Source organism: Streptomyces armeniacus (assembly GCF_003355155.1).
GTDB classification, from domain to species: domain Bacteria; phylum Actinomycetota; class Actinomycetes; order Streptomycetales; family Streptomycetaceae; genus Streptomyces; species Streptomyces armeniacus.
The window spans coordinates 7,608,797-7,630,725 of record NZ_CP031320.1 but is presented as its reverse complement, the minus strand read 5'-3'; the positions used below and the strand labels follow the sequence as shown (position 1 = coordinate 7,630,725).

The 21,929-nt window shown below is 72.7% G+C and carries 18 protein-coding genes and 2 pseudogenes; 9 read left to right on the top strand and 11 right to left on the bottom strand.

All coding sequences use genetic code 11. The annotated features are described in order from the left end of the window. The first annotated feature begins 124 nt into the window (after positions 1 to 124). Positions 125 to 1,648 (top strand): NAD-dependent succinate-semialdehyde dehydrogenase, encoded by a 1,524-nt coding sequence (locus DVA86_RS33130; RefSeq protein WP_208883842.1) that lies wholly within the window; start codon positions 125 to 127, stop codon positions 1,646 to 1,648. Beyond that, positions 1,645 to 3,009 (top strand): class-II fumarase/aspartase family protein, encoded by a 1,365-nt coding sequence (locus DVA86_RS33125; RefSeq protein ID WP_208883840.1) that lies wholly within the window; start codon positions 1,645 to 1,647, stop codon positions 3,007 to 3,009. Before DVA86_RS33130 ends, DVA86_RS33125 begins: the two co-directional genes overlap by 4 nt. Before the next feature lie 55 nt (positions 3,010 to 3,064). Here DVA86_RS33125 and DVA86_RS33120 read toward each other — a convergent pair whose 3' ends face one another. The 11 genes and pseudogenes from DVA86_RS33120 to kdpF form a co-directional block, all read right to left on the bottom strand. Next, positions 3,065 to 3,973, bottom strand: a complete 909-nt coding sequence (locus DVA86_RS33120; RefSeq protein ID WP_208883838.1) for a Vgb family protein — start codon at positions 3,971 to 3,973, stop codon at positions 3,065 to 3,067. A 153-nt stretch (positions 3,974 to 4,126) separates the two neighbouring features. Further along, positions 4,127 to 5,380 (bottom strand): MFS transporter, encoded by a 1,254-nt coding sequence (locus tag DVA86_RS33115; RefSeq protein ID WP_245997455.1) that lies wholly within the window; start codon positions 5,378 to 5,380, stop codon positions 4,127 to 4,129. Between the two features lie 113 nt (positions 5,381 to 5,493). Then, positions 5,494 to 5,679, bottom strand: a pseudogene (locus DVA86_RS33110) (flavodoxin-dependent (E)-4-hydroxy-3-methylbut-2-enyl-diphosphate synthase); the annotation flags it as partial. Next, positions 5,676 to 7,517, bottom strand: coding sequence for a 1-deoxy-D-xylulose-5-phosphate synthase N-terminal domain-containing protein (locus DVA86_RS33105; protein ID WP_208883836.1), 1,842 nt, complete (start codon positions 7,515 to 7,517; stop codon positions 5,676 to 5,678). The pseudogene DVA86_RS33110 and the gene DVA86_RS33105, both read right to left, overlap by 4 nt. A 109-nt stretch (positions 7,518 to 7,626) precedes the next feature. After that, entirely contained in the window at positions 7,627 to 9,144 is a 1,518-nt protein-coding gene (locus DVA86_RS33100; RefSeq protein ID WP_208883834.1) for an ABC1 kinase family protein, read from the bottom strand. 9 nt (positions 9,145 to 9,153) lie between these two features. Then, positions 9,154 to 9,540: a hypothetical protein gene (locus DVA86_RS33095; protein ID WP_208883832.1), complete on the bottom strand. Its 387-nt coding sequence runs from the start codon at positions 9,538 to 9,540 to the stop codon at positions 9,154 to 9,156. 143 nt (positions 9,541 to 9,683) lie between these two features. Then, positions 9,684 to 11,228 (bottom strand): NsdA family TPR-like regulatory protein, encoded by a 1,545-nt coding sequence (locus tag DVA86_RS33090; RefSeq protein WP_208883830.1) that lies wholly within the window; start codon positions 11,226 to 11,228, stop codon positions 9,684 to 9,686. 145 nt (positions 11,229 to 11,373) lie between these two features. Continuing rightward, positions 11,374 to 11,982, bottom strand: a complete 609-nt coding sequence (kdpC, locus tag DVA86_RS33085) for a potassium-transporting ATPase subunit KdpC (RefSeq protein ID WP_208885499.1) — start codon at positions 11,980 to 11,982, stop codon at positions 11,374 to 11,376. Positions 11,983 to 11,987: 5 nt separating this feature from the next. Continuing rightward, positions 11,988 to 14,102, bottom strand: coding sequence for a potassium-transporting ATPase subunit KdpB (gene kdpB / locus DVA86_RS33080; protein ID WP_208883828.1), 2,115 nt, complete (start codon positions 14,100 to 14,102; stop codon positions 11,988 to 11,990). Continuing rightward, positions 14,102 to 15,763, bottom strand: a complete 1,662-nt coding sequence (gene kdpA, locus DVA86_RS33075) for a potassium-transporting ATPase subunit KdpA (protein ID WP_208883826.1) — start codon at positions 15,761 to 15,763, stop codon at positions 14,102 to 14,104. Before kdpA ends, kdpB begins: the two co-directional genes overlap by 1 nt. Before the next feature lie 6 nt (positions 15,764 to 15,769). Beyond that, positions 15,770 to 15,868, bottom strand: coding sequence for a K(+)-transporting ATPase subunit F (gene kdpF / locus DVA86_RS33070; RefSeq protein ID WP_208883824.1), 99 nt, complete (start codon positions 15,866 to 15,868; stop codon positions 15,770 to 15,772). Between the two features lie 472 nt (positions 15,869 to 16,340). Between kdpF and DVA86_RS33065 the strand changes: the two genes are divergently transcribed. From DVA86_RS33065 to DVA86_RS33040, 7 genes and pseudogenes are all read left to right on the top strand, one after another. After that, the gene (locus DVA86_RS33065; RefSeq protein ID WP_208883822.1) at positions 16,341 to 16,979 is read left to right on the top strand and encodes a TetR/AcrR family transcriptional regulator; all 639 of its coding nucleotides are present in this window, start codon (positions 16,341 to 16,343) and stop codon (positions 16,977 to 16,979) included. A gap of 33 nt (positions 16,980 to 17,012) precedes the next feature. Further along, positions 17,013 to 17,111 (top strand): annotated as a pseudogene (locus DVA86_RS36370) (RNA polymerase subunit sigma-24); the annotation flags it as partial. A 138-nt stretch (positions 17,112 to 17,249) separates the two neighbouring features. Next, entirely contained in the window at positions 17,250 to 18,404 is a 1,155-nt protein-coding gene (locus DVA86_RS33060; protein ID WP_245997454.1) for an LmeA family phospholipid-binding protein, read from the top strand. Then, positions 18,293 to 18,832 carry a flavoprotein gene (locus DVA86_RS33055; protein WP_208883820.1) on the top strand — a complete coding sequence of 180 codons (540 nt, stop codon included), beginning with the start codon at positions 18,293 to 18,295 and terminating at the stop codon, positions 18,830 to 18,832. The genes DVA86_RS33060 and DVA86_RS33055 overlap by 112 nt, the downstream gene beginning before the upstream one ends. A 62-nt stretch (positions 18,833 to 18,894) precedes the next feature. Next, entirely contained in the window at positions 18,895 to 19,449 is a 555-nt protein-coding gene (locus DVA86_RS33050) for a hypothetical protein (protein ID WP_208883819.1), read from the top strand. An 83-nt stretch (positions 19,450 to 19,532) separates the two neighbouring features. Then, positions 19,533 to 20,081: a hypothetical protein gene (locus tag DVA86_RS33045; RefSeq protein ID WP_208883817.1), complete on the top strand. Its 549-nt coding sequence runs from the start codon at positions 19,533 to 19,535 to the stop codon at positions 20,079 to 20,081. Between the two features lie 9 nt (positions 20,082 to 20,090). Further along, entirely contained in the window at positions 20,091 to 21,926 is a 1,836-nt protein-coding gene (locus DVA86_RS33040; RefSeq protein ID WP_208883815.1) for an alpha/beta hydrolase, read from the top strand. Positions 21,927 to 21,929: the final 3 nt, after the last annotated feature.

The window sequence follows — 21,929 nt, the reverse complement described above, 5'->3', positions numbered from 1 at the left end:
CGTCACACCCCGGTGCGCTGCCGTCCCCGGATCTCGCGCAAGGCGCTCCGGGGACGGCGGCATCCCGCCCCTCGCTCCTCCCCCACCACGATCGTGATCGCCGCAGGAAGAAGGAAGAGTTCTCATGGACACGACCATGCCCAGGCTGGACGTCATCGCTCGGGTGGAGAAGGGGGTGCTGACGGGCGGCCAGTGGCGGCCGGCCGAGGGGGGCGCGACCTTCCCGGTGGAGGACCCGGCCTCCGGCCGGGCGCTGTGCGAGGTGGCCGACGCCACGGCGGCGGACGCTCGGGCCGCCCTTGACACCGCCGGCGCGGCGCAAGCCGGGTGGGCCGCTGTCCCGCCGGTGCGGCGCGCGAGGATCCTGCGCCGGGCGCACGACCTGCTGATCGAACGCACAGCGGAGTTCGCGGCACTCATCACGCTGGAGATGGGCAAGTCGCTGACCGAGTCCCGGGCTGAGGTTCTCTACGGCGCGAACTACCTGCGCTGGTTCGGCGAGGAGGCCGTCCGTATCGACGGCACCTGGAAGGTCAGTGAGGACGGCACCGCCCGCGTCCTGGTCACCCACCAGCCGGTCGGCCCCTGCCTGCTGATCACACCGTGGAACGCCCCGCTGGCCATGCCCGCGCGCAAGATCGGGCCGGCCGTGGCCGCCGGCTGCACCATGATCGTCAAACCCGCGCCGCAGACCCCGCTGACCACCGCCGCCCTCGCCGCGCTGCTGTCCGAGGCCGGGCTGCCCGACGGCGTACTCAACGTCATTCCGACCACTCAGGCCGCGGCCGTCACCGAGCCGCTCCTACGGGACGGCAGGCTGCGCAAGCTGTCCTTCACCGGTTCCACCCCCGTCGGACGGCTGCTGCTCTCGCAGGCCGCCGGCGGCGTCCTGCGGACCTCCATGGAACTCGGCGGCAACGCCCCGTTCATCGTGTTCGAGGACGCCGACCTCGACGCCGCGGTCGACGGTGCGATGACCGCCAAGCTCCGCAACATCGGCGAGGCGTGCATCGCCGCCAACCGTTTCCACGTCCACGCCGGTGTCGTCGACGCGTTCACCGACAAGCTGGTCACCCGTATGAGCAGCGTCGCCCTCGGCGCGGGCACCGACCCCACGGCCGCCCTCGGTCCGCTGATCGACGAACGCCAGCGGCGCCGGGTGGCCGGCCTCGTCGACGAAGCGGTCGCAGCCGGCGCCACGATCCGCGCGGGCGGCCGACTGCCCGACGGCCCCGGGTACTTCTATCCCCCGACCGTCCTCACCGGCATCCCCGCGGGCGCGCGGATCACCCGCGAGGAGATCTTCGGCCCGGTCGCCGCGATCCAGACGTTCACCACCGAAGACGAAGCCCTGCACGCCGCCAACGACACCGAGTTCGGCCTCGTCGGCTACGTCTACACCCGGGACCTGAACCGGGCGCTGCGCGTGAGCGAGCGGCTGGAGACCGGCATGGTCGGCCTCAACCGCGGGTACGTCTCCGACCCCAGCGCTCCCTTCGGCGGTATGAAGCAGTCCGGTGTCGGCCGCGAAGGCGGCAACACCGGCATCGACGAATACCTGGAGCAGAAGTACCTCGCCATCGACATGGCGGCCCCCGCCCGTGACAGCGCCGCAGCGCGCCCCGGGACGCCGGAGAGCGGCCGATGAGCAGCACGGTCTTCGACTCGGCGCTGTTCCGCAACATGTACGGAACGCCCCACATGCGGGCCGTCTTCAGCGACGACACCTACCTGGAGACGATCGTCCGCGTCGAAACAGCACTGGCACGGGCCCAGGCAGGCGTCGGCATCATCCCGCAGGACGCCGCCGCGGCGATCGCCGCCCGGTGCGACCCCGCACGACTCGACCGGGAACGGCTGCGCCGTGACACCGACAACGTCGGATATCCCGTTCTCCCCGTCGTCACCCAGCTCGCCGAGCAGTGCGGCGACGCGGGCGGCTACCTGCACTGGGGCGCCACCACCCAGGACATCATGGACACCACGACGGTCCTGCAGTGCGCCCACGGCCTGGACCTGATCACGTACGGCCTCGACCGGCTGCGCGAACGCCTGCGGCACTTGGCGGCCGAGCACACCGACACGGTCACCGCCGGCCGCACCCACCTCCAGCACGCTCTGCCCATCACCTTCGGATACCGCGTCGCGGTCTGGCTCTCCGCGCTGGACCGCCACGCCGAACGGCTCCACGAAGTACGGCGACGGGACCTGATGGTCCAGTTCGGCGGAGCCGCCGGCACCCTGGCCTCCCTGGGGCCCGGCCCCGAGGCCCTGAAGGTACGCGCCGGACTCGCCGCGGAACTCGGCCTGCGGGACCCGGAGATCACCTGGCACGTGGCACGGGACGGCCTCACCGCGATCGTCCAGCTCCTCGCCGCCGTCGGAGCCTCCCTCGGCAAGATCGGCACCGACCTCGCCCTGATGTGCTCCACCGAATTCGGGGAACTCGCCGAGCCCTACGCCGAGGGCCGCGGCGCAAGCTCCACCATGCCGCAGAAACGCAACCCGATCTCCAGCGAACTCGTGATCGCGTGCGCGAAACTCCTCAGGGACAAGGCCTCGGCCATGCTGGATGCCTCGGTACAGGACTTCGAGCGCGCCACCGGACCGTGGCACGTCGAATGGGCCGTCATCCCGGAGACCTTCCTCCTCCTGTCCTCCTCCCTCGGCCAGGCGACCCACACGCTGGCGAACCTCCGGATCGACACCACCCGCATGCGCGACAACCTCGGCCTGACAGGCGGACTGGTCCTCGCCGAAGCCGTCATGATGGCCCTCGCGCCCCGAACCGGCCGCCAGCGAGCCCACCACCTCGTCTACGCCGCGTGCACCCGTGCCATCGAAACGGGCACCGATCTGACCGCCCAGCTGCTCAAGACCCCGGACATCACCGCGAGCCTCGGCGAACACCGAATCCGGGAACTGAGCGACCCCTCCGCCTACCTCGGCAGCGCCCGGACCATGACACAGTCCGTCGTCACGAACCGGCCTGCCTGCCGATCCGCGTAGGACGGTGAAACACCGGGCTGGGTACGTTCGGCACGGCGGCCCGGCTCTCGGGAACTCAGGGAGCGGCCAGGCGCGCGATCGTTCCGATCTCCAGCGCGGTCCACATGGCACCGTCCGGGCCCAAGGCGATGCCGTGGGGCTCCGAGTCGGGGCTGGGCAGGCCGTGTTCGTCGATACGGCCGTCGGCCGTGATCCGTCCGATGCGGTTGGCGCCCCACTCGGTGAACCAGCAGGCCCCTCCCGCATCGGAGCCGTCGGCGGCGATGGCGTGCGGGCGCGCCGCGCGGTCGGGCAGGGGGAACTCGTCGATCCCGCCGTCCGGCGTGATCCGCCCGACCTGACCGGCGCCGATCTCGACGAACCACATGGCGCCGTCGGCGCCGCGTGCGATGCCGACAGGCGCGCCGTCGGGCGTCGGCAGCGGGTACACGGTCACGTCGCCCGCGTGCCCGATCGCGCCGATGGCGTTCGCCTGGTTCATCGTGAACCACATCCGGTCGTCCGGACCGGCGGCGATGGCCGACGGGAAGGCGCCCGGGAGCGGCAGCGGGAACTCGGTGACCTGCCCCTCAGTCGTGATCCGTCCGATCCGCCCGGCGCTGGCCTCGGTGAACCACAGCGCCCCGTCGGGCCCGGCCGCGATCCCGAACGGCCCGGCCTCCGCCGTCGGCAGCGCGTACGAGGCGATCTCACCGCCCGTACTGATGCGGCCGATCCGATGCCCGCGGAACTCGGTGAACCACAACGCGCCGTCGGGCCCCGCCGTGATGACCGTCGGCCCGCCGGAGTCCGACGCCAGCACGTACGAGGTGCTGTCGCCGCCGGTCGTAATCCGTCCGATCCGCCCGTGGTGAACCATCGTGAACCAGAGGGCGCCGTCCGGCCCGGCGGTGATCCCGTACGGCCCGGCCTCGGGGCCGGAGACGGCGAACTCCGCGACGGAGACGGTCTGATGATGCGGCATGGGCCGGGTTCCTCGCCTGGTGGGACGGTGCGGAGCGGCTGCCGATGCTATACGGGGCCGTCGCGCGCACGCTCCGGGATTTCCGTGCGCCACGGCCACGGCGGCCACCGCGGCGCACGGGCCCCGTACGCCCCCGCAGGCCCGTACGGTCGCCTACGCGTCCGCGTTCGCCTCCGCCGCCGAAGCGGGCCGCCGTCCGCGGGAGTCGGCGCCCTCTCCCGCTGCGCCCGCCGCCTCCGCCGCCGCCCGTTCCACCGCCCGCAGCCCCCGGGCCAGCGTCAGGGTCACCACGACCGAGGCCGCCGCCATCAGGGTCATCGCCGTGGCCGGGGACGTGAGCTGGGCAGCCGTGCCCGCGAGGGCCGCGCCCGCGCCCTGCATCGTGAGCATGCCCGACGAGTGCAAGCCGAGCGCGTGGCCGCTCAGTTCGTCCGGGGTCAGCTCCATCAGCCGCTCCTGGAGCAGCAGGCTCGCCGCGAAGCCGACCGCCGCGACCGTGACGGCCGCCAGCGCCAGGGGCAGCGGCGGGTGCAGCGTGAAGATCAGGAAGGGTACGGCGAGCAGCAGCCGCAGCGGTGCGCCCAGCCGCAGCCGCCAGCGCCTCGGTACGAAGCGGCCCGTCAGCGTGTCCCCCGCGAGCATCCCCAGCGCCGTGGCGGCGAAGAGCAGGCCGGCGTGCTCCGGCGCGTACGAGACGTAGAGGGATTCGCAGCCGACGATCAGGCCGTTGGGCACCCAGAGGGCGAGGTAGACGTGGCGGCGGGGTACGGAGGACCACAGCAGCGCATTGTTCCGCCACGTCTCGCGGACCGACGGGCGCCCCGTGGCGCGCGGTGACCGGTGGCTGAGGCCGGTCCGGGCAGCCGCGGCCCCCAGCGCGTACAGGGCGGCGCCCGCCAGGAGCGCGCCGCGGGCCGAGAGTGTGGCGACGAGGACGCCGCCGAGCGCGTAGCCGCAGATCTGCATGGTGCCCGCGGACATGTTCAGTACGGAGCGGCCCAGCAGGTAACCGTCCTTCGTGAGGATCTCGTTGAGCAGCCCGTAGCGCACTCCTCCGGCGAGCGCGGAGACGAAGCCGAAGACGAGCAGGAGCGCGAACGCGGCCCACACGGGCAGCCCCGGTACGGCCTGTACGGCGGTGCACAGCGCGAAGAACAGCGCGGCCCCGGTCAGCGCGGCGCGTGGCGGCAGCCGGTCGGCGGCCGAGAGCAGCGTCGTCGCACCGAGCACCTGCGCGAGGGACGGGCCGAAGACGGCGAGGGCGGACAGCAGCGGCGAGTCGGTCGACTCGTACACGAGCGTGCCCAGGGCCAGGCCGCTCACGGTCTGGCCCGCGACGTGCCCGGCGGAGGCGAGGAAGAGCGGGGTGAACTCCGGGGTGCGGAAGAGTTCGCGGTAGGTACGCATGGCGAGGAGTCTCAGCGGCGGGCGCGGCGGGCGTTACTGTTTCGCGCGGGGGCGAAACCACGTACGGCGGGCGGGAGCGGCGTCTCGGGGATGCCGAGCGTCTTGAACACGTCCGACGCCGTCAACTCCGCGATCTGCTGCAACGTCGCACCCACATCCGCGGTCTGCGTCGTCGTCATCGACTGCACGGACACCGGCGCGTCACCACCCACGGCCACCGGCCCCACCTGGATCTTCCGGCTCACGCGGCGGCGGGCGGTGGGAGGGCCTGCGGGCGTGCCGAGGTTGATGGTCGTCATCGGGCGCTCCCCGGGGTCGAAGGCGTGTGGGCCGGCGCGGTCTGCCGGGCCGCGGTGAGGGACGAGGGGGTGCCGCCGAGCGAGTAGCCGGCGCGGGCGCGCAGTACGGACTGCACGAGCCCGTCGGTGTCCAGCCCGGCGGAGCGCAGGAGTTCGGCGCGTGTGCCGTGCGGTACGAACGCGTGCGGCAGCCCGCACACCGCGACCGGGGTGTCCACCCCGGCGTCGCGGCAGGCCTGGGCGACAGCCGTACCGGCGCCGCCCGTACGGGTGTTGTCCTCCACCGTCACCACGAGCCGGTACTTCGCGGCGAGCCGTACGAGGTCCGGCGGCACCGGCAGTGCCCAGCGCGGATCCACCACGGTGGTGGGGACGCCCTGCCCGGTGAGCCGGCCGGCCGCCGCCACCGCGGAACGCGCGAACGGGCCCGCGGAGACGATCAGCACGTCCCGTACGGGCGCGCTGGTCAGCACGTCGAGCGTGCCGAACCGTTCGGCGGCGGGCGTATCGGCCGCCACGGTGCCCTTGGGGAAACGTACGGCGGTGGGGCCGTCGCTGTGCTCCACCGCCTCGCGGAGCTGCGCGCGCAGCGTCTGCGCGTCGCGCGGTACGGCGACGCGCAGGCAGGGCACCGTCGCCAGCACGGACAGGTCCCACATGCCGTGGTGGCTGGGCCCGTCGGGCCCGGTGATGCCGGCCCGGTCCAGTACGAAGGTGACCGGCAGCCCGTGCAGGGCCACGTCCATCAGCACCTGGTCGAAGGCGCGGTTGAGGAACGTGGCGTACACCGCGACCACCGGATGGCAGCCGCCCATGGCCAGTCCGGCGGCGGAGGCGACCGCGTGCTGCTCGGCGATGCCCACGTCGAAGCAGCGGCCGGGGTCGTCGGCGGCGAGCCGGGCGAGGCCGGTGGGGCCCGGCATGGCGGCGGTGATGGCCACCAGGTCGGGGCGTTCGCGGGCGAGCGTGCGCAGTTCGGCGCTGAACACCTCGGTCCAGCCGGGGCGGTCCGGCGTGTGCGCGGAGGCGCGGTCGGGCGTACGGGAAGGCGCGGGCGTACGGGCAGGAGCGGGAGTACGGGAAGGCGCGGGCGTACGGGAAGGCGCGGGCGTACGGGAAGGCGCGGCGGCGGGCCCCACCGTGTGCATGCGGTCGTCCGGTTCGGTCTCCGCGGGCTCGTACCCCTTCCCCTTCACCGTGACGGCGTGCACCACGACGGGGCGCCCGGCGTCCCGCGCGCGCCGCAGGGCGGCCTCGAGCGCCGGCAGGTCGTGGCCGTCGACAGGGCCGAGGTAGAAGAAGCCGAGCGCCTCGAAGACGTTCCCGTGCGTGTGGCCGCCGCGCGTGTCCGCGCCGCGCGTGTCCCCGCCGGGCGGCGCCCCGTCGCCGACGACAGCGACGACGCGGCGGTCGGTCTCGCCGTGCAGGGCGCGGGCCTTGGCCAGCCCGTCGGCGTACGCGAGGGCGGCGGAGGCGTGCGAGTTCTCGATGTGGTCGTGCGCGGACTCGGCGCGACTGGCGTATCCGGACAGCCCGCCGCGCGTCCGTAATCCGCGGAATCCGTTCTGGCGGCCGGTGAGGATCTTGTGTACGTAGGTCTGGTGCCCCGTGTCGAAAAGGAGGGAGTCGCGCGGCGAGTCGAATACCCGGTGCAGCGCGAGAGTGAGTTCGACCATTCCGAGATTCGGGCCGAGATGGCCGCCCGTCCGCGTCACCCGCTCGATGAGGAATGTCCGGATCTCCTCGGCCAGCCGCGCGGTCTCGGCACTGCTGCGGTCACGGAGCCGGCGGCTGGGCGGGAATTCGGGGGTGACGGTGGTAACGGATGTGACAGCCATGTCGGACGCGCTTCCCCTCGGGAACATTTCCCATCCATTCAACGGGCGCGGGCAGTTGGCCGTGAAGTACCGCCAACGGTGCCGTTGAACGGGTTGCGCACCGCCGCGGCTATTTCCGGCGTCTCTCCCGCTGCCAGAGCGCGAGCGCGCCGAGCGCCAGTACGGCCTCCGCACCGCGCAGCCGCCGCGTACGGCCGGAGGGCGCGCCCTGTCCGTTCACCGCGACGCGGAAGGCGAGTTCGCGGTGCGCCAGGTCCCGCGCGGTGCCGCGGAGCTGCTGCGACAGGACGGCGCCGCCCGCGATGACCTCCAGCGCGGTGCGTACGGCCTGCTCCTTGGAGCAGGCCTCCCGTACGAGGTCGGTGACGATCGCGGACAGCTCCCCGGAGAACACCTCGACGAGGGAGAGTTCGGGGCACAGATGCCGGATGGAGCCCTCGATATTGGCGAACGACTTTCCCAGCACCGAGACCATCGGACTGGTCCTGATGCCGCGCCGGGTCGAATACTGCAGCACCGCGGTCAGGGTGACGCCGAAATTGAGTTCCTCCAGCGAGGCGGTGGCCACCTGCGGCACGAGTGAGGCCATGTCGCCGGCGAATGCCGGGACTTCCGACCACTCCGTGGTGCTGCCCATGTCGATCCAGGCGCGCGCCGCGCCCGCGCCGTCGTTCATCGCCAGATTGAGGAGCAGCAGCAGAATGCTGTTGCTCATGGGCCTGTCGATTCTGCCGACCATCCCCCAGTCGATGAGCGTGGCCTTTCTGCCGGGGGCCACGAACACGTTTCCCGGATGCGGATCGGCGTGGAAAGTCCGGTCCAGGAAATAGCCGCGGTACATGAACGCCAGCAGGTCGCGCCCGATCGCCTCGCGCTCCCGTACGGTGAACGCGTCCCGGTCCGCCTCGCGGATCGAGCGCCCCGGCGCCAGGCTCTGTACGAGCACCCGCGGGGTCGCGAGGATCACCCGCGGCACGGTCAGGTGCTCGAACTCCCGGGCCGCTTTCCGTGCCTGTCTCATGTTGCGCGCCTCCAGTACGAAGTCGAGCTCGGGGCGCATCGCGTCGAAGATGACCCCGAGCATCGCCTCCACATCCACCACCTGGTTGAAGCGGGGCGCGCGCCGGGCGCCGAACCGCGCCGCCCTCCGCAGCAGCCGCATGTCCTCCGCCACGTCGGCCCGGATGCCGGGGCGCTGGATCTTGACCGCGACCTGCCGCCCGTCGTACAGCTCCGCGCGGTAGACCTGCGCCAGCGAGGCGGTGCCCAGCGGCCGTTCGGTGTCGATCTCGCGGAACCGGTGCCGCCAGTCCCGGCCCAGGTCCTCCGCCAGCACCGGTTCGAGCGCGCCGAACGGGAGGGTGGACGCCTGGTCGTGCAACTTCTCCAGCTCGTCGATCATCACCTGCGGCACGAAGTCCGGGCGGGTGGCGAGGATCTGCCCGATCTTGATGTAGAACGGGCCGAGCCGCTCCAGCGCCTCCCGTACGTGCCGGGCGCGCCGTTCCTCGGCCCGGTCCCGTCCGTCGCCCGCGCGGCGGCCGTGCAGGCGGGCGACGTCCGCCGCCTCGGTCCGCAGCAGGCCGCCGAACGTACGGGCCACCAGGCGGGCTCTGCCGTTGGCCATGCGCCGCCCCTACCGGGAGGCGGTCAGCCGGGCGACCTTGTCGGCCAGTTCCTCCAGTTCGGCCCGCAGCTCCTCCAGTTCACGCGGCCGCGGCTCGGCCGCGGCGGCGCGCTTGCGCGTGGCCGGCGCCGCGTCGCCGCGCCGGCCACTCCCCCGTCCGCTCCCCCGAGCGGTGCCGCCGCCCGCGCCGTCGGCCTTGGCGCCGGGGCGGCGGTCACGGCCGTCCTCGTCGTCGTCTCCGTCCGGGTCGTCCACGTCCAGGGCGTCACTGAGGGTCTGGCGTACGTCGTACTCGACGTCGTTGGCCCGGTCGAGCACGTCGTCGACCAGGTCCTCGGTGGCGTCGACGATCCTGCTCAGATACCTGGTGACTCCGGTACGGCGGTTCCTGCCCATGCGCGCACTCTCCTGAGTGTGTGGCCCCGCCTGCGCGGCGGTTCCGAATGCCGGTCTGTCACTTGAGTACGTCGGCAGCGGGGCGCGCCTTCATGCGCGCGGCGCGTGGCGCGGGTGTTGAACGTGTTGTGCGCGGCGCCCGTTCACGCGCGCCGCTCCCGGCGCGCCGCCGCGTCCGCCCGGTGCAGGAGCCGGCGCACGGAGCGGTGCGCCCGGTGCGTCCGCAGTTCGCCGCGCAGCTGCGCCAGGGCGCGGTCGGCGCGCCCGGAGTCGAGGTGGAGGTAGTCGTCGAGGAAGCGGTGCCACGCGGTGCACGCCGCCTCCAGCGCGCCCTGCCGCAGCGACAGCCGCGCGATCTCCGCCTGCGTCAGCGCCCGCGCGCAGTACGAGGTCGCCGGGCAGGTCCCCCAGGCGCGGCGCAGCGCGGCGAGTGCGCCCGTACGGTCGCCCAGCGCGGCGAGCGTACGCCCGCGGTGGAAGTGGAACGACGAGACGACGTACGCGCCGCACAGCCCCCGCCGCTCCGCGGCTCCCTTTTCCGACTCCTCCGACTTCTCCGGCTCCTCCGGCTCCTCCGGCACGCTCTCGTGGTGCCGCTCGGCGGTGCTGAGCGAGTCCGCGGCCTCCCGCGGGTCGCCGGCCGCGGCCTGCGCCAGCGCCAACTGGACGTGCAGCAGCGCCCGTACGTGTCCGGGCGCCCCGTCCGGCGCCGTGCGCGCCGCGTCCACAGCTATGCGCAGCGCCGCGCCCCCGTGCCCCACCTCGAGCGCGTGCGCGCTCATCCCGCGCAGCACGATGGCGTACGCGGTGGGGTCGCCGCCCTCGGCGGCGAGCTGGAGGGCGGTGCGGAAGTAGTGCTGCGCGACGCCGTGCTGGAGGTCGTCGGCGTACTTGAGCGCGAGCACGTGCACCAGGTGCGCGGCCTCCCCCAGCAGCTCCTGCCGGACGCTGCCGCGTGCGCCGTTGTGCAGCCGCGGCACGACGTCGTCCCTGAGGTGTGTGACGAGGGCGCTGCGGCCGTAGCGCCCGCCCAGGTCGCCCGCCCGGTGGAAGAACTCCGTGGCGGCGCGCATCCGTTCGGCCTCGCGGGCGCGCTCGCCGTCCGCCGCGCCGTCCCGTACGCCGTCCCGTACGCCGTCCCCCGCGCCCTCCGGTGCGGCGTCCGCAGCCGGAGCGTCCTCGCGGGGGCCCTGCCGGTGGTCCTGCCGGTGGCCCTGGCGGGCCGCCGCCCGCTGCTGGTCGATACGTTCCTGCCACGCCGACACGTCCAGCCCGGCGACGCTGAACAGCGACGCCCGCAGCAGCTCCCGGCGCGGCGGGTCCGCGTCCATGCCGCACAGGGCGGCCAGCCGCGTCACCACCTGCTCGGCGTCGCCCGGCGCAGCCTCGCCCGGCGGCACCTGCGCCGCGCCCTCGCCGCCGCCGGGCGCCGCGGGGCCCATCCCGAGGTCCGCAAGGGACACGGGGCGGCCCAGCCGCCGCGAGAACGCCTCGGACAGGATGGCGCGCGCCGGGGCGCGCGGCAGCGAACCCGCGAGCCAGTGCGCCACCGACGTGCGGTCGTAACGCAGTTCGACGCCGTTCTCCGCGCCCAGGGCGTTGACGGCCCTGGCCAGCGCCTCGTACGTCCAGTCGGCGGCCGAGATCAGCCTGCGCAAAGAGTCGTTCTCCGCACGGTGTTCAGGCACTCTTCGCCTCCTGCGAACGCGGAGGAGAGAGGGTCCCCCGAACGCGTTGAGTCTTCCTTCCTTCACTCTTCGCCACCGGTATGCCCGTCGTGCCTGGTAGGGAGTCGCCAGGTCACCTCTTCAAGTGACGTTTGGCGGGCGGCGGTCAGCGCCCGGCGATTCCGCGCACCGCCAGGTTCAGCTCCAGCACGTTGACGTGCGGCTGCCCCAGGAATCCGGCCGCGCGGCCCTCGGTGTGCTCCGCGACAAGCTTCCGTACGTCCGCCGCGGCCAGCCCGTTGGCCCGCGCCACCCGGTCGGCCTGGAGGCGCGCGTACTCCGGCGAGATGTGCGGGTCGATCGCCGAGGACGAGCCGGTGACGGCGTCCGCCGGCACGTCGGAGGCCCGTACCCCGTTGAACGCGGCGACCTTCGCCCGCGCTTCGCGTACGGCCGCCACCAGCCGCCGGTCGCTCGCACCGAGTTGGCTGGAACCGGTGCTCAGGGCGTCGTACGCGCTGTTCGACGGGCGGCCCTGGAACCAGCGCGGGTCGGGCTCGCCGTCCCTGCCGTTCCAGCTCTGCCCGATGAGCGACGACCCGGCCTCCCGGCCGCCGTCCGTGACGATCGAGCCGTTGGCCCTGTCGTGGAACGCGGTCTGCGCGATGCCGGTGACGGCCAGCGGGTAGAGGACGCCGGTGACGGCGGTGAGGACGAGCAGCGCGCGGAGCGCCGCCCACAGCAGCCGGCCTGAGGTGCGTACGGACGTGTGCATGGTGGTCACCCGATCCCCGGGATGAGCGAGACGAGCAGGTCGATGAGCTTGATGCCGAGGAACGGGGCGACGAGGCCGCCGAGTCCGAAGACGGCCAGGTTGCGCCGCAGCAGCCGGTCGGCGGAGAGGGCGCGGTAGCGCACGCCGCGCAGGGCGAGCGGCACGAGCGCCACAATGACCAGCGCGTTGAAGACGACCGCGGAGAGGATCGCCGACTCGGGGCTCGCGAGGCCCATGACGTTCAGCCTGTCCAGGCCGGGATGGGCCGCAGCGAACATCGCCGGGATGATCGCGAAGTACTTCGCGACGTCGTTCGCGATCGAGAACGTCGTCAACGCGCCCCGGGTGATGAGGAGTTGCTTGCCGATCTCGACGATGTCGATGAGCTTCGTCGGGTCCAAGTCGAGGTCGACCATGTTCCCGGCCTCCTTGGCGGCGGAGGTGCCGGTGTTCATGGCGACCCCGACGTCCGCCTGCGCGAGGGCGGGCGCGTCGTTCGTGCCGTCGCCGGTCATCGCCACGAGCTTGCCGCCCGCCTGCTCGCGCCGTATGAGCGCCAGCTTGTCCTCGGGCGTGGCCTCGGCGAGGAAGTCGTCGACGCCCGCCTCGGCCGCGATGGCCCGCGCCGTCAGCGGGTTGTCGCCGGTGATCATCACGGTGCGGATGCCCATGCGGCGCAGCTCGGCGAAGCGTTCACGCATGCCGTCCTTCACGACGTCCTTGAGGTGGACGGCGCCCAGCACCCGCGCGCCCGCCTCCCCCTCCGCGCGCGCGACCACCAGCGGCGTGCCACCCGCCGCCGAGATCCGGTCGCACGCGGCGCGCACCTCCTCGCCCGTACGCGCGCCCCGCTCCTCCGCCCACGCGGTGACCGCGGCGGCCGCGCCCTTGCGCACCCGTACGCCGTCCACGTCGACCCCGGACATGCGCGTACCGGCGGTAAACGGCACCCACTCCGCGTGCGCCAGTTCGCCCTCGTGCCGCTCCCGCAGCCCGTACCGCTCCTTCGCCAGCACCACCACCGAACGCCCCTCGGGCGTCTCGTCGGCGAGCGACGACAGCTGCGCGGCGTCCGCCAGTTCGGCCGCCGTGACGCCGTCGGCCGGGACGAACTCGGTGGCCTGCCGGTCCCCGAGGGTGATCGTGCCGGTCTTGTCGAGCAGCAGCGTCGACACGTCGCCCGCCGCCTCGACGGCCCGCCCGGACGTGGCCAGGACGTTGCGCTGCACGAGCCGGTCCATGCCCGCGATGCCGATGGCGGCCAGCAGCGCCCCGATCGTCGTCGGTATGAGGCACACCAACAGCGCGCACAGCACGACGAGGGACTGCCCGGCGCCCGCGTACACCGCGAAGGGCTGCAGCGTCACCACGGCCAGCAGGAAGATGACGGTGAGAGAGGCCAGCAGGATGTTCAGGGCGATCTCGTTCGGCGTCTTCTGCCGGGCAGCGCCCTCCACGAGCGCGATCATCCGGTCGAGGAACGTCTCGCCGGGCCGCGCCGTCACCCGTACGGTGATCCGGTCCGAGAGCACCTTCGTGCCGCCGGTCACCGCCGAACGGTCGCCGCCCGACTCCCGTATCACCGGGGCCGATTCGCCCGTGATGGCCGACTCGTCGACGGCGGCGACGCCCTCCACCACATCCCCGTCGCCCGGTATGACGTCGCCCGCCTCGCACACGACCCGGTCCCCGACCCGCAGTTCCGTGCCGGGCACGCGCTCCTCGCCGGCGCCGTCAGTGAGCCGCCGTGCGACCGCCTCCGTACGGGCCTGCCGCAGCGTGTCGGCCTGCGCACGGCCCCGGCCCTCCGCGACGGCCTCCGCCAGGTTCGCGAACAGGACCGTCAGCCAGAGCCAGCCCGCGATGGCCCAGCCGAACCAGTCGCCGGGGTCGCGTACGGCCAGCACCGTCGTGACCACCGAACCGGCCTCGACCACGAACATCACGGGCGACCGCACCAGCAGCCGCGGATCGAGCTTCCGGAAGGCGTCCGGCACCGACCGCAGCAGCAGCCGCGGGTCGAACAGGCCGCCGGCGACCCGGCCGTCGCCCTCGGCCGTACGGGCGCCGCCCGGACGCGTACGCTCCGGCTCCGGCCGTACGGGGGTGGTGGTGGACATCAGGCGAGACCTTCCGCGAGCGGCCCCAGCGCGAGCGCCGGGAAGAACGTGAGACCGGAGATGATCAGCGCGGCCCCCACCAGCAGCCCCGTGAACAGGGGCTTCCCGGTGCGCAGGGTGCCGGCCGTCTCCGGTACGGGCGACTGCCGGGCCAGCGACCCGGCCAGCGCCAGGACGAACACCATCGGCAGGAAGCGGCCGAGCAGCATGCACAGGCCGATCGTGGTGTTGAAGAACGGGGTGTCCGCGCCGAAGCCGGCGAAGGCGCTGCCGTTGTTGTTGGAGCCGGAGGTGTACGCGTAGAGCACCTCGGAGAAGCCGTGCGCCCCCGTGTTGGTCATCGCCCGCTCGCCGTCGGGCAGCGCCATCGCGAGCGCCGTACCCCCGAGGGCCAGGGCCGGGGTGATGAGCAGGTAGCACGCGGCGAGCTTGATCTCGCGGGTGCCGATCTTCTTGCCCAGGTACTCGGGCGTACGGCCCACCATCAGTCCCGCGACGAACACCGCGATCACGGCCAGCACCAGCATCCCGTACAGCCCGGAGCCGACACCGCCCGGCGCGATCTCGCCGAGCATCATGCCCAGCAGCAGTACGCCGCCGGAGAGGCCGCTGAACGAGTCGTGGAAGGAGTTGACGGAGCCGGTCGACGTCATCGTCGTGGACACCGCGAACAGCGACGACCCGCCCTCCCCGAAGCGCTGCTCCTTGCCCTCCATCGCACCGCCCGCCAACTGCGCGGCGGTGCCCGGGTGCGCGTACTCCGTGACCGTGACCGCGACGACGCCCGCGAACCAGATCACGCCCATCGCGGCCACGATCGCGTACCCCTGGCGCGCGCTCCCCACCAGCCTGCCGAAGGTGCGCGGCAGCGAGAACGGGATGACCAGCAGCAGGAAGATCTCCAGCAGGTTCGAGACGCCGCCGGGGTTCTCGAAGGGGTGCGAGGAGTTGGCGTTGAAGAACCCGCCGCCGTTCGTGCCCAGGTCCTTGATCGCCTCCTGCGACGCCACGGCGCCGCCGCTGACGTGCGTACTCCCGCCGGAGACGGTCTGGATCTCCTGCGGCGACGCGAAGTTCTGGACGGCGCCCGTCGCGACCAGTACGACGGCGGCCACAGCGGCGACAGGCAGCAGGATCCGTACGGTGCCGCGCACCAGGTCCGCCCAGAAGTTGCCCAGTTCGCCGGTACGGGAGCGGGCGAAGCCCCGTACGAGCGCGACGGCGACGGCCATGCCGACGGCGGCGGACAGGAAGTTCTGCACGGCCAGCCCGCCGGTCTGGACGAGATGGCCCATGGCCGACTCACCGGCGTACGACTGCCAGTTGGTGTTGGACACGAACGAGGCGGCCGTGTTGAACGCCTGGTCCGGCGAGATCGCCGCGAAGCCCAGCGACAGCGGCAGCCGGTCCTGCACGCGCTGCAGCCCGTACAGGAACAGCAGGCTCACGGCGGAGAAGGCGAGCACCCCGCGCAGATACGCGGGCCAGCGCAGCTCGGCGTCGGGATCGACGCCGACGCAGCGGTAGATCCAGCGCTCGGCACGCAGGTGCCTGGGGGAGGTGTAGACGGCGGCCATGTAGTCGCCGAACGGGCGGTGCACCAGGGCGAGCGCGGTGATCAGCGCGGACATCTGGAGCACGTCGGCGGTGGTCTGGTTCATCGCGCGCTAGAACCTCTCGGCGAAGAGGAGCGCGACGACGAGGTACACCAGCAGCGCGCCGGCCACCACGAGCCCGACGACGTTCTCGGCGGTCCCGGCGCTCACAGCCGGCCCACCCCTCTGGCGACGAGCGCCACGAGCGCGAACACCGCGACGGTGACCGCGACAAAGGCCAGGTCGGCCATCTGTACTCCCTGGGATCGGTTGTTCTGACCCGCCCAGGAAACAGCCGAAACGACCCCCCGCCCGCGTGCACGGCGCGCTGGCCGAGGTGCTCGCGGACACGGCACTGCGCGGCTGGTCAGCCGAGCCCTCCTGAGCACCCCGTCCAACCACCCACCTGGCCCTGCCACTTGCCCAAGCCCGTCCAGCCACCCACCCAAGCCCGTCCGGCGGTTGAGGACGGACGGGAGCGGCCGCTCGGGAGTGGGTGGTCGTGTGGCGGTGTGGCCACCGGCGGGTCCGTCGTGGCCGGGGGTCGTCCTCAATCGCCGGACGGGCTTGGGTGGGCGGACGGGGTCGTCGTACGGCGGTACGGTGAAAACGGGCGGCGCGCCGCCGCCCGGGAGGAGCAAAGGTGCCGAAGCGCGTCGACCACACCCAGCGCCGCGCGCACATCACCGACGCCCTGGTGCGCGTGGCCGCCCGCGAAGGGCTGCACGCGGTGACCATGCGCGGCGTCGCCGCCGAGGCGGGCATGTCGCTGAACCTCGTGCAGTACTACTTCGCCACCAAGGCCCGGCTCCTGCACGCCGCCCTCGAGCGGCTGGAGCAGCAGAGCCACCAGCGCTGGGAGGCCCGGCTGGACGCGCTGCCGAGTGCGCCGTCGGCGCAGGAGTTCATCGAGGCGTTCCTGGCGGAGGCGCTGCCGACGGACGCGGAGAGCCGGGCGTTCCACCTGGTGTGGATCTCGTACGCGGTGCTGGCCATGACCGATCCCGAACTGGCCGCGCAGCCCTTCGTCGAGGGCCCCGACCGGCTGGAACGGCAGTTGACCGACGTGCTGCGGCGGGCCCGGCGCGACGGTGCCCTGGGTCCGCGGCGGGACGCCGCGACCGAGGCCGCACGGCTGCTGAGCCTCAGCCACGGGCTGGGCACCAGCGTGCTGGTGGGGCAACGTACGGCGGACGCGGCGCGGGACGTACTGCGCGCGCACCTGGACCAGCTGTTCGAGGAGGCGCCGCGGGACGGCGTACAGCAGGACGCCCCGGGCTGACGCGCGGCGGCGGACGACGCGCTCGCGTGACGCGACGCCGACGGGCGCATCACGGCCGTCCACAACGTGGCCAACCCGGACAAGCTGCGGGCCGTCGACGGGGGTGTGACGCGCGACGTCGGGGCGCGGTAGGCGCGCGGTACGAGCCGTACGAGCCGTACGAGCCGCGGCCCCCGCACCCGTACGAGGAATCCATGCCGTATCTGCGGGCCGTCCGCAGCCGCCGCCGCTCCCGCGTCCGCAGAGCGGTGAAGCTGGGCATCGCGTGCGGTGTGCTGCTCGTTCCTCGCCGTCGGCGACCGCTGGGCCGCGCTGTACGCCGAGAACGCCGCCGCCGAGAAGGAGCAGCGCGCGCTGAAGCTGCATGCGGAACCCGAAGTGCACATCCGGGGTTTCCCGTTCCTCACGCAGCTCGCCGACAACCGCGTGGACCGCGTCGATGTCACGATCCCCGACATGCCTGCCGGGCGCGTGTCCGTGGCGCAGGTGAAGGGCCAGGTCAACGGCGTACGTCTGCTGGGCGATGCGCCCGGCTCCGTCGACGGCGCCGTGCTGGGCCGGATGAACGGGGACGTGCTGCTCGACTTCGACGACCTGGACCGGGAGTTGGGCACGCCGCAGGTGAAGTTCACGGCGGGCGGACCGCACACCGTGCTGGCGGCAGGCCAGCTGTCGGTGGCGGGTGAGAAGGTGAAGGTACGGGCGCGGGCTCAGCTCGCGCGGGCGGGGGAGCACGGCGTGGGCACGACCGTGGACCGGATGCGGCTCGTCGTGCCGGACCTCTTCTCGTACACGCCGGGCGACCGCGGCGGCCTCCGCCTCGCGCGCCCCGTGGCCGAACGGATCAGGGACAACGCACGTGTGGCCAAGGCGCTGTTCGGCGTCGCCGAGGTCGCCGAGCGCTTCGGCCTGTGTCCCGGCCGCGCCGAGCGGGTCCGGGAGAGCGAGTCCGAGCTGGACCGCGTGACCGGCGGCACGGACTTCACCGACCGGATGATGAAGGTCAACATGCTCGACGTCCTCGTCGAACACCCCTGGCTGCTCCAGCAGATCGGCATCGAACCGGCGCTGCTGGAGGGACTGAAGCGGATTGACCAGCCGGAGCTGGCCGAGAAGCTGTCCCTCGCGATGAAGCTGCCGGACGTGCCCGGCGACGTACGGCTGCGGGACGTGTCGGTGTCGAAGGACGGCGTCCGTGCCCGCCTCACCGGCACCGACGTGCCCTTCGGCAAGGCGGCCGAGCCCCCGGCGCCGCCCCCCGGGCGCGGCCGACGGGACGCGCGCCGACCGGCGCCTGTGGTGGACTGCCCGCCATGGAATCCCGCGTTCTGTACCTTTTCGGCACCGCTGCCCCGCCCGTACTCGACATTGGCCGCGTCGTACGCGACGCCCAGGCACAGGGCTGGGAGGTGTGCGTCGGACTGACCCCCACCGCCCGTGACTGGTTCGACGGACGGCTGCCCGAACTGGAGGAACTCACCGGGCGCCCCGTCCGCAGCGCTCCCCGCCGCCCCGACGACACCGACGTCTGGCCCCCGGCCCACGTCCTGGTCGTCGCCCCGGCCACCCTGAACTCGGTCAACGCCGCCGCACTCGGGCTGACCCCGAACTTCGTGACGGCCGTGGTGGCGGAGGCGATCGGGAAGCGGTGGCCGCTGGTGGTGATGCCGTGCGTGAACTCGGCGTACGCGACGCACCCCCAGTTCGGCGCCAGCATCGCCACCCTGCGCGGCGCGGGCGTGCACGTGCTGTTCGGCCCCGGCGGCTTCGTACCGAACGAGCCGGGCGAGTCCCGCCCGGAGGACTACCCGTGGCACCTGGCCCTCTCCGCGGCCCGGGAGGCGGCGGGGTAGACAGCGGAGTGGGGCCTGCCGCACGTGCGGCCGGTGTCGGTGCCCGCCGATAACGTGCGGTCATGGCTGACATACACGAGGTCATGCTGGCGATGAATCTGCGCGGCGACCTGTCCGGGACCGAACTCGCCGGGCTGCGCTGGCACCTGGGTCTGGCAGAGCGGCCCGGACACGTCACCGAGAAGACGATCGTCGTCAATGACGTGCTCGACCTGCTGGACGAAGAGCAGGAGCGGGAGCTGAACGAGGACGGCGACTGGGTGATCAAGGAGTTCCCGGAGCCGGCCTGGAACAACGGGAGCCCGTACGCCGCCTCGAAGATGCCCGGCACCGGCTTCTCGACCCTCGTACGCGGGGACGGCCACTATGGCGAACGCTGGGCGCTGACCTGCCGTTGGGAGGTCCACCCCGACGGGCACGGGGAACTGGCCGAGCTGATCGACTGGCTGGCCGCCCGGCTGCACGAGGACGAGTCCTTCTTCGGCTACCAGCGGTGGTACGAGGACGACCAGCCGGAGCTGCTCAGCCTCCGCGACGGGGGTGTAGTGGCGTGCCGCGACGGCGCGTTCGTCCCGCCGTTCTGGGAGGAGTGGTGGGACGAGTCCGACGAGGACTGAACGGGGCGTGGGCCCGGCGTGGATAATGCTCAACCGGAACGGCGGCGGTCCGGGGCGACCCGACCGCGTGGAGCGTCCCGACGGTGACCACGAGAGGACCGGGCATGGGGGAGGAGCGGGGTTCCGCGATCTGGGGGCTGGTCGAGCAGCCGGGCGCCGGGGGCGGTGACGTCCGTATGTCGCTCGCCAACGCCGAAGGCGGGCCGGGCGGCGGTGGCGCCAACGGCAACGGTGGAAACGGCAGTGGCCCCGGCGGCGGCGAGGGCGGCGACGGCGATCTGAAGACGTCGAAGAACGCCTGGACCCGGGCGGCCGGCGACGTCGACGCCATGCGCGGCAACATCAAGACCGCGCTCACCGGCCTCGAGAAGGACCAGGCCGGGCTCGGCGCCGGCCCCGGGACCGGCAGCATCCAGAGCGCGGCCGCGCAGCGCGACGTGTACGCCTCCTGGAAGCGCTACCTCGGCGACGTGAGCGCCCGGTGCGACACCCTCCAGGACCGGCTGAACAAGGCCGGGACCGACCACTACGCCAACGAGACCGCCACCAAGGGCGCGTTCGACCAGCTCAAGGGCCGGTACGAGGACACGCCCGCGGTCGGCGGCGGGGGCGACCAGAAGCAGGGTGGGTGAGCCCGCGCAGTGGACTACAAGACTCTCGACGCCCTGAAGCCCTCGGAGTTCGAGGACGCGGCGGGCGGTTACCGCAGCGCCAGCGACATGGCGAGCCAGGCCAAGGACGGCATCAACAACCAGATCAGCGTCCGGATGCGGGCAGAGCTCACGGGGCAGGCCCGGGACGCCGCCCTCGGCCAGCTCAAGGAGCTGTCCAAGAACTTCCACTACGCGCAAGTGGAATGCGGCCTGGTGAGCACGGCGCTGAACGCCCTCGCCGCCGACCTGCGCGCGGCGAAGGCGAAGCTCGACGGGGCTGTCGCGGACGCGCGCGCACAGAAGTTCACCGTGAACCCCGACGGCTCGGTGAGCTACCCGCCCGCAGGCGACAAGGTGGACGGCAAGGTCCCCGAGGGCAGCACCGTCACGGGCTCGCCGAACGGCAAGGGCGGCGGCACCACGCTCCCGATCGACCCCTCCGGCACCGCGAACGACCTGTCGGACGCGCTGGAACGGCAGGCCAGGAACGCACACCCCAACCCGAACTACGGCGCCGCCCTCGAGTACGCCAACCGCATCGCCACCGCCGTCCAGGAGGCCACGGAGGCGGACGAGAAGTGGGCGCCGAAGCTCCGCGAACTGAAAGCGGACGACGACCTGACCGTCTCCCACTCGGACTGGGCCGACGCGGGCCGGGACATGGGCGGCGTGAAGAAGAGCGCGGCGGACTACCTCGCCGACATCAAGCCCCCGCCGAAGGACGGCACTCCGAAGGAGAACGCGGAGTGGTGGAAGGGCCTGTCCGCGGAGGAGCGCGACGCGTACGTGACGCTCAACCCGTCGAGCGTCGGCGCGCTGGACGGCGTTCCGTCGGAAGTCCGCGACGAGGCGAACCGCACGGTGCTGGCGGAGGCGCGCGGCAAGTACGAGCTGGACAGGGCGGCCATTCCGCCCGAACCGAAGCGCTACATCGCGAACCCGACCGGCTCTTATCCGGCGGCGGTCGAGTCGGCGGCCTGGAAGCAGTGGAACGAGAAGTACGGCGACCGCCGGGACCAGCTCGACAAATCCCTGAACGGGATGAAGGCCATCGAGGACCGCTTCGACAAGACCGGCGTCGAAGGGCTCCCGGAGGCGTACCTCCTGGGATTCAACGCGGAAGGAAACGGGCGCGCGATCGTCGCCAACGGAAATCCCGACACGGCCGATCACACCGCTGTCTATGTCCCCGGTACGACGTCGAATCTCGGCAAGGTGGGCGGCGATATCGACCGCATGACGACGCTGTGGCAGGAATCCAGCGCCATGGTTCCGGGACAGCAGGTCTCCACGGTCACCTGGCTCGGTTACGACGCCCCGCAGAGCATCGTCAAGGACGCTCCGTTCAGCCATTACGCCGACGACGGCGCCCCGGCCTTCAACTCGTTCATGGACGGCCTGAACGCGACGAACACCACGGAGGGCGGCGGCCACCACACAGCCGTCGGCCACTCGTACGGCACGACGCTCATCGGTTCGGCGGCCCGGCAGGGCGACCTCAACGCGGACGACATAGTGTTCGCCGGAAGCCCCGGCGTGCAGGTCGGCGAGGCCTCGGAGCTGGACGTGCCGAAAGGGCACGTCTGGAACGAGGAGGCCGACGGCGACAAGGTGCCGGACATCGGCCGCTGGGGCCACGGCGGTGAACAGTGGAGACTCGGTGGCGGTGTCGCCATCATCCCGAGCGACGACTTGTTCGGAGCGAACCAGATGAGCACGGATACGGAAGGCCACAGCGCGTACTGGGACGAGGGGACCGAGAGTCTGAAGAACCAGGCGGCCGTCGTTGCAGGCCAGTACGGGAAGGCGACTCTTGAAGATTAGGAT

What these genes read in the sequence shown, in the direction of transcription:
- kdpC (WP_208885499.1), bottom strand. Translation starts at nt 11,982, where the DNA reads ATGCACACGTCCGTACGCACCTCAGGCCGGCTGCTGTGGGCGGCGCTC.
- DVA86_RS33105 (WP_208883836.1), bottom strand. Translation starts at nt 7,517, where the DNA reads ATGGCTGTCACATCCGTTACCACCGTCACCCCCGAATTCCCGCCCAGC.
- DVA86_RS33115 (WP_245997455.1), bottom strand. Translation starts at nt 5,380, where the DNA reads ATGCGTACCTACCGCGAACTCTTCCGCACCCCGGAGTTCACCCCGCTC.
- DVA86_RS33100 (WP_208883834.1), bottom strand. Translation starts at nt 9,144, where the DNA reads ATGGCCAACGGCAGAGCCCGCCTGGTGGCCCGTACGTTCGGCGGCCTG.
- DVA86_RS33095 (WP_208883832.1), bottom strand. Translation starts at nt 9,540, where the DNA reads ATGGGCAGGAACCGCCGTACCGGAGTCACCAGGTATCTGAGCAGGATC.
- DVA86_RS33055 (WP_208883820.1), top strand. Translation starts at nt 18,293, where the DNA reads ATGGAATCCCGCGTTCTGTACCTTTTCGGCACCGCTGCCCCGCCCGTA.
- DVA86_RS33130 (WP_208883842.1), top strand. Translation starts at nt 125, where the DNA reads ATGGACACGACCATGCCCAGGCTGGACGTCATCGCTCGGGTGGAGAAG.
- kdpB (WP_208883828.1), bottom strand. Translation starts at nt 14,102, where the DNA reads ATGTCCACCACCACCCCCGTACGGCCGGAGCCGGAGCGTACGCGTCCG.
- DVA86_RS33050 (WP_208883819.1), top strand. Translation starts at nt 18,895, where the DNA reads ATGGCTGACATACACGAGGTCATGCTGGCGATGAATCTGCGCGGCGAC.
- DVA86_RS33120 (WP_208883838.1), bottom strand. Translation starts at nt 3,973, where the DNA reads ATGCCGCATCATCAGACCGTCTCCGTCGCGGAGTTCGCCGTCTCCGGC.
- DVA86_RS33125 (WP_208883840.1), top strand. Translation starts at nt 1,645, where the DNA reads ATGAGCAGCACGGTCTTCGACTCGGCGCTGTTCCGCAACATGTACGGA.
- kdpA (WP_208883826.1), bottom strand. Translation starts at nt 15,763, where the DNA reads ATGAACCAGACCACCGCCGACGTGCTCCAGATGTCCGCGCTGATCACC.